This window comes from Allobosea sp. 47.2.35 (assembly GCF_024655635.1).
Classification (GTDB): Bacteria; Pseudomonadota; Alphaproteobacteria; order Rhizobiales; family Beijerinckiaceae; genus Allobosea.
This window is the reverse complement of the sequence record NZ_JANLGI010000002.1, coordinates 260,575-272,043: the sequence shown is the minus strand read 5'-3', so window position 1 is coordinate 272,043 and position 11,469 is coordinate 260,575. Positions and strand designations below refer to the sequence as shown.

The following is an 11,469-nucleotide window of genomic DNA, read 5'->3' as shown; positions in this document are numbered from 1 at the left end:
GGCCCGCATGGTTCGAGGATAGACCCATGGCCAAGGCCGTGACGATCAAGATCAAGCTGCTTTCGACCGCCGACACCGGCTTCTTCTACGTGACGAAGAAGAACTCGCGCACGATGACCGAGAAGATGTCGAAGAAGAAGTACGACCCCGTCGCGCGCAAGCACGTCGAGTTCAAGGAAACCAAGATCAAGTGAGGCCCTGCCTCTCGATCTGATTTCGCTTTGAAGAACCGCCCTTTCGGGCGGTTTTTTCGTTTGGAGCATTAGCCCCGCGATGACGGCATCAGCGGTCGCCGAAGGCTCGGAAACGCCCCCACATCGCGCCTAGCCGCAATAGGCCCGGATAACCCTGCCGGACTTCGGATCGGTCTCGATGGTCACCCGCTCCTTGCGGTAATCCATCGTCACGCCCTGCCCAGGACGAATCTGCCGCACGATCGTCGCACCGGTGATCTGCTGGGCTTCGGCATCACTGACACGGGCCTTACCCGCCAACGTCTCAGCCGCATCCTCGCTGCACGCGCCGGGCAAACCTGGCGCGGTTCCCATCGGCGCCTGCTGCGCATCGCTCTGGCAAGCGGCCAGCGTCAAGGCGGCCAACGACAAGACCCCAGCGGCCAGAAGTTTCTGCGCCATCATCACAACCCCTTTCAGGCCATCCGAACAATCGCCGGAGGCTCTACGATCGCGTTGAGGCGCAGCCGTGGCAAGGGGATGGCCGTGCTCAGGCCGCGAGTTCCGCCGCTTCCGGGCTCGCCGGAACCTGAGCGTGCCACGCAGCCAAGGCGCCGCGACCGGCCTCGGTCAGTGCGTAGACACCGCGCCCGGAGCGCTCGAACCAGCCATAGACGTTGCGGTGGAGGATCTTCTGGGCATCGGGACAGGAGGGCTTGAGATCGCGCGGCCGTTTCGGCTCTGCCGCCATTGCTGCCGCGCAAGCCAGCGCCTGCTGGCGATAGGCCGTCATGATGGGCTTGCGCGTGCCGCCGCCCATGGCCGGGTCGCCCTGGCGGCGCTTGTGCTCGTCCACCAGCCGCGAGCGGCGCCGCGGATCCTTACGCGGCGTGGGCGCTGCCGGCGATACGAGGACCGCCACGTCACCGCTCTTGGAAACGCCGAGCAAGCCGAAGCCAAGGCGCCGGCAGAGATTGCGGTAGCGCGGATCGCTTTCACGCCCCTTGCCCCGGGCGGACAGCTGGGCCGCGAGCCAGATCTCATCGCCGAGACTGAGCCTGTCTACGCCCTGCAAGATGAGTTCCAGATTGAAGCTCATCTTCAGCTCACCGATCACCACGACGGAAGGGTCGCTCTCGCGAAGCCCGACGAGGTCGCAAGGCCCGATCTCTCCCTTCACGGTGTAGCCGAGCCCTTCGAGGAAACGCTTGACGGGCAGATAGAGCGACGTTTCCACAGCCACCTCCGGAGAACAGGCCGCCATCTTGCCCGCCAGTCGTTTCGGAGAGGCAAACGCCGGCAGGCGTCATGATGGCTCAAATGACAAATCCACCCGCCATGGGCCGAGATCATCGGCCGAAGCGGGTGGATTTGATATCAGCGCTCCGTGCGTCAGCTTAGAGTGCGATCCGAGTCGATCGCGCTGCCGCGCCAATCACTCCCACTCGATCGTGCCGGGGGGCTTCGAAGTCACGTCGTAGACGACGCGGTTGATGCCCTTGACCTCGTTGATGATGCGGGTCGCGGCGCGGCCGAGGAAATTCATGTCGAAGGGATAGAAATCCGCCGTCATGCCGTCGACCGAGGTCACCGCGCGCAGGGCACAGACATGGTCGTACGTCCGATAGTCACCCATCACGCCGACGGTGCGCACCGGCAGCAGCACGGCGAAGGCCTGCCAGATCACGTCGTAGAGGCCGGCCTTGCGGATCTCGTCGAGATAGATCGCATCCGCCTTGCGCAGGATGTCGAGCTTCTCCTTGGTGATCTCGCCGGGGCAGCGGATCGCGAGACCCGGCCCCGGGAAGGGGTGACGGCCGACGAAGGCCTCGGGCAGGCCGAGTTCGCGGCCGAGCACGCGAACCTCGTCCTTGAACAATTCGCGCAGCGGCTCGACGAGCTTCATCTTCATGCGCTCGGGCAGGCCGCCGACATTGTGGTGGCTCTTGATCGTCACCGAAGGGCCGCCGGAGAAGGAGACGCTCTCGATCACGTCGGGATAGAGCGTGCCCTGCGCCAGGAAATCGGCGCCGCCGAGCTTGGCCGCCTCTGCATCGAAGACATCGATGAAGAGCCGGCCGATGGTCTTGCGCTTGGCTTCGGGATCGGCGCCACACTTTGCGAGCTCGGTAAGGAAAAGTTCTTCGGCCTCAACATGGACCAGCGGGATGTTGTAGTGATCCCTGAACAGGCGGACGACCTCCTCGGCCTCGTTCATCCGCATCAGGCCATGATCGACGAAGACGCAGGTGAGCTGGTCGCCGATCGCCTCGTGGATCAGGACCGCCGCCACCGCCGAGTCGACGCCGCCGGAGAGCCCGCAGATGACGCGGCCGGTGCCGACCTGCTCGCGGATCTTCTTCTGCATCTCGGAGCGATAGGCCGACATGCTCCAGTCCGGCTTGCAACCGCAGATCTCGACGACGAAATTGCGCAGCAGCTTGCCGCCATCCGGGGTGTGGACCACCTCGGGGTGGAACATGGTGGTGTAGAAGCGGCGATCTTCGTCGCTCGCCACCGCGAAAGGGGCGTTCTCCGAGGTCGCCTTGACCGAGAAGCCCGCGGGCAGCTCCGTGACGCGGTCGCCATGGCTCATCCAGACGGGATAGCGCGCGCCCTTCTCCCAGACGCCCTCGAACAGCTTCGAGGACGCCAGGATCTCGACATCGGCGCGGCCGAACTCGGCGGCGTGGCCGCCCTCGACCTTCCCGCCAAGCTGATGTGCCATGGTCTGCTGGCCGTAGCAGATGCCCATCAGCGGGATGTTGGCGCTGAAGACCGCTTCGGGAGCGCGCGGACTGCCCTCGTCCGGCACCGAGGCCGGGCCGCCGGAGAAGATCACGCCCTTCGGCTTCATGCGCGCGAAGGCATCGGCCGCCGACTGGAACGGGGCAATCTCGCAATAGACGCCGATCTCGCGGATGCGCCGCGCGATGAGCTGGGTCACCTGCGAGCCGAAATCGATGATAAGGATGGAGTCGTGATGGGGCTGAGCGCTCGTCATCGCGTTCCGTTAATGGATCGCGCGGGCGCGTGCAACGCCCGCGACAGCCTCAGTCCCCGCGCTGGAGGCAAGCCAGATAGAACCCGTCCGTGCCGGTGCGGCGCGGCGAGAGCTGCAGGCCATAGGCCGTGCCAAAGCGGGCGAGCAGCGAGAAGTCGCTCTCGGCCCCCTTGAGCACGTCGATCGGCGCGATGGCGGAGAAGCCCGGATGCTTACCGAGGAAGGCGCGGATCGCCTCGTCATTCTCCTCCGGCAGCACCGAGCAGGTGATGTAGGCGATGCGGCCGCCGGGCTTCACCAGCCTCGCGGCGCGCGCCAGAACCTCAGCCTGGTCCTTGATGCGTTCGGCCAATGCGCCGGGGCGCACGCGCCATTTCGCATCGGGGTTGCGCCGCCAGGTGCCGGAGCCGGTGCAGGGCGCATCGACCAGAACGAGATCGACCTGGCCAGCGATATCGGCGAAGGGCTCGTGGCCGCGCGAGCGGGGAATGCGGACTTCGACGATACTCGCCCCCGAGCGGGCCAGCCGGTCATGCAGCGGCGCGAGGCGACGGCTGTCGAGATCGGTGGCGTAAAGGCTACCGCGATTGGCCATCAGCGCGGCCAATGCCAGCGTCTTGCCCCCTGCCCCGGCGCAGAGATCGATCACGGTCTGGCCGGGCTGGGCGCCGGCCAGCAGCGTCACCAGTTGCGAGCCCTCGTCCTGGATCTCGAAGGCGCCGGCGAAGAAGCCGGGCTCGGTCTGCAACGACGGGCCGCGGCCATCATGGCCGGGCTGGAAGCGCAGGGCGTCGGGAGACCAGGGGCCCTGCTCCGGCTGGAGATGGGCGAGGTCGTTCAGCACGGCATCCCTGCCGGCCCTGAGGCGGTTGACGCGCAGGTCGATCGGCGCGCGGGCGGCGAGCGCTTCGCCCTCGGCGATGGCAGCTTCACCCAAGCCCTTATGGAACGACGGCCAGAGCCATTCCGGGACGTCCGCCTGCACCCATTCGGGCGCCCCCTCGACCGAGAAGGCGGTAAGCAGCGCGGTCTCGTCGTCGCTCAGCGGCTGGGGCGCGTGATTCTCGCCTGAGCAGAGCGCCGCGATCTCGGCGACGCCGAGGCCGCGCAGGCCGGCGAGCATTCCGAGGACGAGCGCACGCGGCGTCTCCGAGGCCATCGCATAGCCGGAGGAAGACTTGCGCCGGAGCGCGTCATAGACCAGCGAGGCGACCGCGGCGCGATCCTTCGAGCCGGCGAAGCGGCGGGACAGGCCCCAGTCCTTGAGCGAATCGGCGGCAGGCCGGCGGCGCTCGACGATATCCTGGAGCACCTCGATGGCGGCGCTGATCCGGGCGGCTGGGGTCATGACGCTTCAATCCTGGCGCCGGACGGGCTCCGAAACGCCGCAAAGACGGGGTGAACAAGTTTCGACCGATTCAAGCATGACGCAGGGACATAAAGCTCCCATCGTCACACTCTTGACGCGGTCGTTTCACAAGCGGAAAGACGATGCAACCGCATGTCGCGGTCAACGGGATCTCCACACATGAAAAGCGCCAGCCGCATCCTCATCCTGAGCCTCGTCGCGCTCGGCCTCGCCGCCTGCGCCACCCAGCAGCCGGACTACACCCCGCCGGCCTCCAAGCGCCTCGACGCCAAGACGACCCTCGAGAACCGCCGCTGAGATTGTGCGGGAGGGCTGGCTGCGCAAAGCGGCCTCCCGCTCGTATCTGCCAGCGACAGTACAACCCGCGCCGGCCTCCGCCGGGGCGGGTTTTCTGTAGGCAAGGAAGCAACAGGTGGCTTGGGCGCTCAAGCACCGCCAATCAGAATGCCCGTCGCCAACACGAGCAGTCCGCCGAGGATAATCTGGAACATGGCTCGCCCTATCGGGGTCTCCATGTAGCGGTTCTGTATCCACACGATGGCCCATAGCTCGACGAAGACGACGCAGAGCGCGATGACCGTTGCGGTCCAGAAATGGGGGATAAGGTAGGGCAGAGCATGGCCGAGCCCGCCGAGCGTGGTCATGATGCCAGACGCCAGCCCCCGCTTCCACGGCGCACCGCGGCCGGAAAGCTTGCCGTCGTCGTGCGCCGCTTCGGTAAAACCCATGGAAATGCCGGCACCGACTGAAGCCGACAGACCAATCAGGAAGGTCGTCCACGGATTCTGCGTGGCAAATGCGGTTGCGAAGATCGGGGCCAGTGTCGAAACGGAGCCGTCCATCAGGCCCGCAAGTCCCGGCTGAACCCAAGTCAGAACGAACTGGCGCTTGGCGTGGTCAGCTTCCGCGTGACCTTCGTCGCTGGTCGTTAGGCCCTCCTCCAATGTCATGGCCTTGCGCTCATGCGTAGCTTCCGCGGCGGCAAGGTCTCCAAGGAGCTTTCGCGTCTCGGCGTCGGTGCTGCGCGCGGCGGCCAGCCGATAGAAGGCTTCGGCCTGCCGCTCCATGTCGGCGGCCTCGGCTCGTGCGCGCTCCAATGGGAGGGACTTCACCAGCCACAGAGGACGCCGTGCGTAGAAGCCTTCGACATGTTCGCGGCGGATGGGGATGATCGTGGAGCCGAATTTGCGAACATAGAGGTCGAGCAAGACGCGCCGATGCTCGTTCTCATCCGCTGCCATGGCATCGAACATCGCTGCCGAGGCAGGAAACTGCTCGATCAGATTGGCGGCGTAGGCGGCATAGATGCGCCCGTCCTCCTCTTCGGCGAGGATTGCGAGGGACAGAACCTCCTGTGCGCTAAGGTCGTCGAACCTGCGGCGGGCCGGATGGAAGATGGAAAAGAGGGCGGGCATCGGGATACCTGCGGACGACGAGCAGAAGTCTTCTTTAGAAATATTCTAATCCAATGTCCAACGTAAGGGGTCGTCGTCGACATCCGTAACGGGTCGCCAGCCGACCCAGGCCCGTCCTCCAAAGCTGCCGCCACATTCGGCAGCCAACGGTACTCCCTCAAATCCGAGCACTGACCTTCATGGCCGTGTCATATCGGCCGCCTTAAGGTCCCACGCATTTTCGCGAGGCTGAGCCAGACCATGACAAAGCATTTCCTTCTCTCGACGACGCTCCTCGCCGCGCTGGCCTTCCAGGCCCCGGCTGCTTTTGCGCAAGCCGCTCCGACGCTCTCTGGTCAGAAGCCGATCGTCGTCGCCCATCGCGGTGCCAGCGGCTACCTGCCGGAGCATACGATCGAGGGCTACAAGCTCGCGATCCAGCAGGGCGCCGACTTCATCGAGCCCGACCTCGTCTCGACCAAGGATGGCGTGCTCATCGTCCGTCACGAGCCGATGCTATCAGGCACGACCGATGTCGCCACCCGCCCGGAATTCGCCAATCGCAAGACCACCCGCAAGGTCGACGGCGTCGACACCACCGACTGGTTCGCCAACGATTTCACGGCGGCCGAGATCAAGACGCTGAAGGCCAAGCAGGCCTTCGCCGATCGCGACCAGTCGCATAACGGCAAGTACCTGATCCCGACCTTCCAGGAGGTAATCGACCTCGCCAAGGCCGAGAGCGCCCGCACTGGTCGCACGATCGGTATCTATCCGGAAACCAAGCACCCGACCTATCATGCCGCGCTCGGCCTCGCCTTCGAGGACAAGCTCCTCGACATGCTCAAGGCCGCCGGCTGGACCGACAAGACCGCGCCGGTCTTCATCCAGAGCTTCGAGACTGCAAACCTGAAATACCTGCGCCCGAAGACCCAGCTGCGCCTCGTCCAACTCGTCGATGGCGACGGCGTCGACAAGGACGGCAAGGTCACGCTGGTGGCGCCCTTCGACCGGCCCTACGATTTCGCCGTGCTCGGCGACAAGCGGACCTTCCAGGACATGCTCTCGGCGGAAGGCCTCAAGGAGATAGCGACCTATGCCGATGGCGTCGGGCCGTGGAAGCCCTATCTGATCGGCGCCAAGCAGACGATCGGCGCTGATGGCAAGCCGCAGGACCTCAATGGCGACGGCGCGATCGACGAACGCGACCGCACGCTGATCGCCCCGACCAACGTCGTGAAGGATGCCCATGCGGCCGGCCTGCTGGTCCATAGCTGGACCTTCCGCAGCGAGCCGAAGCGGCTGGCTTCCGATTTCAAGGGCGACGCCGGCGCCGAGTACAAGGCCTTCTTCGCGCTGGGGCTCGATGGTCTGTTCTCGGACTTCCCCGACCAGGCCGTGAAGGCGCGCGACGGCAAGTAAGCGCCCTCGCCTCGCAAAGCGAAGCCCGCGACGATGTCGCGGGCTTCGAGTTCATAATGTGGTTGCGAAGCGATCAGTCGCAGACGCGGGTCGTCCGGCTGACCGTGCCGCGCGGCGTCTCGCGCTCGGTGGTCACGGTGCGGCAGCCTTCGCCGCGATAATTGGCGCGGCGCCATTCGCGCTCGCGCGCCCGTTCGTAACGGTCCTGACGCTCCTCGCGTCGAATCTCGCGGTCCACGGCGCGTTCGCGCGGTGAACGGGTATCGACGCTGACTCCGCCCGGCCCGATATTGATCGACTGGGCATAGGCCCCGCCGCTCGCGAGAAGGGCGACGACAAGGGCAGGAACAAGTCGTTTCATGGCTTTTCCTCCGTTTGCCTAATAACGGATCAGCCAGGCATTCGTTCCCCGATGCATCGGGAACGCAAAAGGGCGCGCCGGTACTCCGGCGCGCCCTTATCGGTAAAAAGGTCTTCCAGACTCAGTGCAGAATCTGGCTGAGGAAGAGCTTGGTGCGCTCGTGCTGCGGGTTCTTGAAGAACTCGTTCGGCGTGTTCATCTCGACGATCTGGCCGGCATCCATGAAGATGACGCGGTCGGCGACCTGGCGGGCGAAGCCCATCTCGTGGGTGACGCAGAGCATGGTCATGCCCTCCTCGGCCAGCGAGACCATGGTGTCGAGCACTTCCTTGACCATTTCCGGATCGAGCGCCGAGGTCGGCTCGTCGAACAGCATGATCTTCGGGCTCATGCAGAGCGAACGGGCGATCGCGACGCGCTGCTGCTGGCCGCCCGAGAGCTGACCCGGATATTTGTGAGCCTGCTCGGGAATCTTGACGCGCTTGAGATAGTGCATGCCGATCTCCTCGGCATCCTTCTTCGGCATCTTGCGCACCCAGATCGGCGCCAGCGTCAGGTTCTCGAGGATCGTCAGATGCGGGAACAGGTTGAAGTGCTGGAAGACCATGCCGACATCGCGGCGGATCTCGTCGATCTTCTTGAGATCGTTGGTCAGCTCCGTGCCGTCGACGATGATCTGGCCCTTCTGGTGCTCCTCCAGGCGGTTGATGCAGCGGATCATTGTGGACTTGCCCGAGCCGGAAGGTCCGCAGATGACCAGCTTCTCGCCGCGGCCGACCTTCAGGTTGATGTCGCGCAGCACGTGGAACTCGCCGTACCACTTGTTCACGCCGATCATCTCGACGGCGGTCGCGGTGTTCAGCGAGGTCTGCTTCAGCGCCGCGGGGCGGGAGCCGGTCGTCTTGGTTTCTGCCATTGCCATGGTTGTCGTCCCTCTCAACGTTTTTGGCCGGCGGCGAGGCGCTTTTCGACCGCGATCGAATAGCGCGACATTCCCCAGCAGCACAGGAAATAGAAGATGGCGGCGAAAGCGTAGCCTGTCGACCGTGTCGTGGGCGTCGCCCAGGTCGGATCGATCAGCGTCGCCTCGATGGTGCGCAGGAAGTCGAAGATGCCAACGATGGTGACCAGCGTCGTATCCTTGAACAGCCCGATGAAGGTGTTGACGATGCCCGGGATCACGATCCGCAGCGCCTGCGGCAGGATGATCAAGCGCATCATCTGCCAATAGCCGAGGCCGAGCGACATCGCGCCCTCGTACTGGCCCTTCGGCATCGCCTGCAGGCCGCCGCGCACCACCTCCGCCATATAGGCGGCAGCGAAGAGCGCGACACCGATCAGCGGCCGCAGCAGGCGGTCAGGCGACCATTCCTGCGGCACGAAGAGCGGCAGCATGGTGTTGGCCATGAACAGCACGGTGATCAACGGCACGCCGCGCACGAACTCGATGAAGATCACCGAGAGCAGCTGGATCGCCGGCAGCCGCGAGCGGCGACCGAGCGCGAGCAGCACGCCGAGCGGCAGCGAGAAGACGATACCGACCGCCGAGATCAGGAAGGTCACGGTCATGCCGCCCCAGAGGCCGGTATCGACGCGCGGCAGACCGATCTTGTCGGCGAGGATCGCCAGCAAGCCGAAGACGACGAGCGAGATCAGGATCAGGCGCTTGGGCCGGTAGAAGCGCTGCCAGGCCGGCATCGCCTCCTCGACCGCGAGCTGCCCTTCGCCGATCCAGAATTTCATCAGCCCCGGCACGAAGGAGAGCACCGTGTAGAGCACCGCCAGCGCGAAGGTGGCAATGATCAGGAAGCGCAGGAAGCTCTCGGCGCGCGGGCCGCCGAGCAGCAGGATGAAGGCGCTCGCCGGCATGATGACGAAGAAGAAGAACACACCGACCTTCTTCAGCGGCATCCTGTTCCAGAGCAGCCAGACCACGCCGAGCGCAAACATCACGAAGACGATGTTGACGCGCCAGCGCTCCGCCACCGGATAGGAGCCGTAGATGAAGTACTGGAGCCTGTCGGCGACATAGGCCCAACAGGCGCCGACCGGGCGGCCGACCTTGTCGGCAAGGCAGGCATCACGATTGGTGCCGGTCCAGACCGCATCCAGGAAATAGAAGCGGATCATTCCGGGAACCGTGTCGATCACGAGCCAGACGCAAAGCAACGTCAGGATCGCGTTGAGCGGGCTGGAGAACAGGTTCCCCCGAATCCAGGCCAGCGGGCCGGCGACGGAGAGCGGCGCCGGCTCCTGCGGAAGCGTCTCCTTGCGGACGAAGGCGTAGGGCGCGTTTTCGGTTGTTGCGTCGGTCATCGCGCAGCCCTCACCGTTCCACCAGCGCCATGCGCTTGTTGTAGATGTTCATGAAGAGCGATGTCACCAGCGAGATCGTCAGATAGACCGCCATCGTGATCGCCACGACCTCGACCGCCTGGCCGGTCTGGTTCAGCACCGTGCCGGTGAAGACCTGGACGAGATCGGGATAGCCGATCGCCACCGCCAGCGACGAGTTCTTGGTCAGGTTAAGGTAGTTGGAGGTCAGCGGCGGGATGATCACGCGCATCGCCTGCGGGATGACGACGAGCTTCAGCGTCGGCCCGCTACGCAGGCCAAGCGCATGCGCAGCCTCGGTCTGCCCCTTCGACACGGCAAGAATGCCGGCGCGCACGACCTCGGCGATGAAGCCGGCCGTATAGGTCGTCAGGCCGATCAGCAGCGCGACGAACTCGGGGAAGATCTGGATGCCGCCGCGCAGGTTGAAACCGGCGAGCTCGGGATAGATGAAGGAGACCGGGCGCCCGGTGACGAAATAGACCAGCAGCGGCAGGACCACGATCAAGCCGAGAGCAACCCAGCCGATCGGGTATTGCCGGCCGGTCGCTGCCTGCTGCTTGCGGGCCCAGTGGCGGAAGACGAAGGTCGCGACGAGGCCGAGCAGGAACGCCCAGACGATCAGGCTGCCGCCGGGACCAAGCTGAGGATCGGGAAGGTAGAGGCCGCGATTGTTGAGCAGCGCCCCGGCCGGCAGCTCGATCGACTGGCGCGGATTCGGCAGCGGCTTCAGCACCGCGTTGTACCAGAAGAAGAGCTGGAGCAGCAGCGGAACGTTACGGATGACCTCGACATAGATCATCGCGAGCTTCGAGATGACCCAGTTGTTCGAGAGACGGGCGACGCCGACGAAGAAGCCGAGGAAAGTCGCCAGGACGATGCCGAGGCCGGCGACGAGCAGCGTGTTCAGCAGGCCGACGATGAAGGCGTCGCCATAGGTCGAGCCACCCGAGGCGGAGAACGGGATCAGCTTCTGGTTGATGTCGAAGCCGGCGGCGTTGTGCCAGAAGCCGAAACCGGAGGCGATCTTCTGCGCGCGCAGGTTCTCGATCGCGTTCGATGCCGCCGACCAGATCAGGAAGACGACGACCGCTACCAGAACAATCTGATAGACATAACCCCGGATCTTCGGGTCGTAGAATAACGACGCCTTGCCGGGTGACACCTGTTCGCTGGGAATGCTCGACACCTGTCACGCCCTTTTTTGTTTCGCTTGTCGTGGCCGGCGATCCTGCGGCGGTGCGGTTGCGCCGCGGTCGTCTTGTTGCCCGTGCCACTGTTCTGGTCTTGCGAGCGGCGCCCGGCCAGAAAGCCGCGCACCCCTCATTCAGCCCCCGGCCCCGATCCGCGCCATGCGCTGCGGCAGGTATCCGGTGCCGGCAGCCGCCGACGTAAAGATGATCTTCATGCGG

At 65.0% G+C, this 11,469-nt stretch carries 12 protein-coding genes; 3 read left to right on the top strand and 9 right to left on the bottom strand.

Annotated features, from left to right (window positions below):
- Positions 1–26 precede the first annotated feature (26 nt).
- The gene (gene rpmG, locus NUV79_RS03920; protein ID WP_038367996.1) at positions 27–194 is read left to right on the top strand and encodes a 50S ribosomal protein L33; all 168 of its coding nucleotides are present in this window, start codon (positions 27–29) and stop codon (positions 192–194) included.
- Between the two features lie 129 nt (positions 195–323).
- On the opposite strand, the gene NUV79_RS03915 is transcribed toward rpmG, so the two are convergent.
- From NUV79_RS03915 to NUV79_RS03900, 4 genes are all read right to left on the bottom strand, one after another.
- The gene (locus tag NUV79_RS03915; protein WP_257731772.1) at positions 324–638 is read right to left on the bottom strand and encodes an I78 family peptidase inhibitor; all 315 of its coding nucleotides are present in this window, start codon (positions 636–638) and stop codon (positions 324–326) included.
- Between the two features lie 85 nt (positions 639–723).
- Positions 724–1,410: a DUF2161 domain-containing phosphodiesterase gene (locus tag NUV79_RS03910; RefSeq protein WP_257731771.1), complete on the bottom strand. Its 687-nt coding sequence runs from the start codon at positions 1,408–1,410 to the stop codon at positions 724–726.
- A 198-nt stretch (positions 1,411–1,608) separates the two neighbouring features.
- Positions 1,609–3,177 (bottom strand): glutamine-hydrolyzing GMP synthase, encoded by a 1,569-nt coding sequence (gene guaA / locus NUV79_RS03905; RefSeq protein WP_257731770.1) that lies wholly within the window; start codon positions 3,175–3,177, stop codon positions 1,609–1,611.
- A 49-nt stretch (positions 3,178–3,226) separates the two neighbouring features.
- Positions 3,227–4,525 (bottom strand): RsmB/NOP family class I SAM-dependent RNA methyltransferase, encoded by a 1,299-nt coding sequence (locus NUV79_RS03900; protein WP_257731769.1) that lies wholly within the window; start codon positions 4,523–4,525, stop codon positions 3,227–3,229.
- 180 nt (positions 4,526–4,705) lie between these two features.
- Between NUV79_RS03900 and NUV79_RS03895 the strand changes: the two genes are divergently transcribed.
- Positions 4,706–4,843: a lipoprotein gene (locus NUV79_RS03895; protein WP_173046700.1), complete on the top strand. Its 138-nt coding sequence runs from the start codon at positions 4,706–4,708 to the stop codon at positions 4,841–4,843.
- A gap of 128 nt (positions 4,844–4,971) precedes the next feature.
- Here NUV79_RS03895 and mbfA read toward each other — a convergent pair whose 3' ends face one another.
- Positions 4,972–5,961 carry an iron exporter MbfA gene (mbfA, locus tag NUV79_RS03890; protein ID WP_257731768.1) on the bottom strand — a complete coding sequence of 330 codons (990 nt, stop codon included), beginning with the start codon at positions 5,959–5,961 and terminating at the stop codon, positions 4,972–4,974.
- Between the two features lie 240 nt (positions 5,962–6,201).
- Between mbfA and NUV79_RS03885 the strand changes: the two genes are divergently transcribed.
- Positions 6,202–7,362, top strand: a complete 1,161-nt coding sequence (locus NUV79_RS03885) for a glycerophosphodiester phosphodiesterase (RefSeq protein ID WP_257731767.1) — start codon at positions 6,202–6,204, stop codon at positions 7,360–7,362.
- Positions 7,363–7,435: 73 nt separating this feature from the next.
- Here NUV79_RS03885 and NUV79_RS03880 read toward each other — a convergent pair whose 3' ends face one another.
- From NUV79_RS03880 to NUV79_RS03865, 4 genes are all read right to left on the bottom strand, one after another.
- The gene (locus NUV79_RS03880; RefSeq protein WP_257731766.1) at positions 7,436–7,723 is read right to left on the bottom strand and encodes a hypothetical protein; all 288 of its coding nucleotides are present in this window, start codon (positions 7,721–7,723) and stop codon (positions 7,436–7,438) included.
- Between the two features lie 121 nt (positions 7,724–7,844).
- Positions 7,845–8,639 carry an amino acid ABC transporter ATP-binding protein gene (locus NUV79_RS03875; RefSeq protein WP_374678830.1) on the bottom strand — a complete coding sequence of 265 codons (795 nt, stop codon included), beginning with the start codon at positions 8,637–8,639 and terminating at the stop codon, positions 7,845–7,847.
- A 20-nt stretch (positions 8,640–8,659) separates the two neighbouring features.
- Positions 8,660–10,039, bottom strand: coding sequence for an amino acid ABC transporter permease (locus tag NUV79_RS03870; protein ID WP_257731765.1), 1,380 nt, complete (start codon positions 10,037–10,039; stop codon positions 8,660–8,662).
- A 10-nt stretch (positions 10,040–10,049) separates the two neighbouring features.
- On the bottom strand, positions 10,050–11,246 hold the full coding sequence (locus tag NUV79_RS03865) for an amino acid ABC transporter permease (RefSeq protein WP_257731764.1): 1,197 nt from the start codon (positions 11,244–11,246) through the stop codon (positions 10,050–10,052).
- Positions 11,247–11,469 lie beyond the last annotated feature (223 nt).

What these genes read in the sequence shown, in the direction of transcription:
- NUV79_RS03885 (WP_257731767.1), top strand. Translation starts at nt 6,202, where the DNA reads ATGACAAAGCATTTCCTTCTCTCGACGACGCTCCTCGCCGCGCTGGCC.
- NUV79_RS03870 (WP_257731765.1), bottom strand. Translation starts at nt 10,039, where the DNA reads ATGACCGACGCAACAACCGAAAACGCGCCCTACGCCTTCGTCCGCAAG.
- NUV79_RS03875 (WP_374678830.1), bottom strand. Translation starts at nt 8,639, where the DNA reads ATGGCAGAAACCAAGACGACCGGCTCCCGCCCCGCGGCGCTGAAGCAG.
- NUV79_RS03880 (WP_257731766.1), bottom strand. Translation starts at nt 7,723, where the DNA reads ATGAAACGACTTGTTCCTGCCCTTGTCGTCGCCCTTCTCGCGAGCGGC.
- NUV79_RS03895 (WP_173046700.1), top strand. Translation starts at nt 4,706, where the DNA reads ATGAAAAGCGCCAGCCGCATCCTCATCCTGAGCCTCGTCGCGCTCGGC.
- mbfA (WP_257731768.1), bottom strand. Translation starts at nt 5,961, where the DNA reads ATGCCCGCCCTCTTTTCCATCTTCCATCCGGCCCGCCGCAGGTTCGAC.
- NUV79_RS03915 (WP_257731772.1), bottom strand. Translation starts at nt 638, where the DNA reads ATGATGGCGCAGAAACTTCTGGCCGCTGGGGTCTTGTCGTTGGCCGCC.
- NUV79_RS03900 (WP_257731769.1), bottom strand. Translation starts at nt 4,525, where the DNA reads ATGACCCCAGCCGCCCGGATCAGCGCCGCCATCGAGGTGCTCCAGGAT.
- rpmG (WP_038367996.1), top strand. Translation starts at nt 27, where the DNA reads ATGGCCAAGGCCGTGACGATCAAGATCAAGCTGCTTTCGACCGCCGAC.
- guaA (WP_257731770.1), bottom strand. Translation starts at nt 3,177, where the DNA reads ATGACGAGCGCTCAGCCCCATCACGACTCCATCCTTATCATCGATTTC.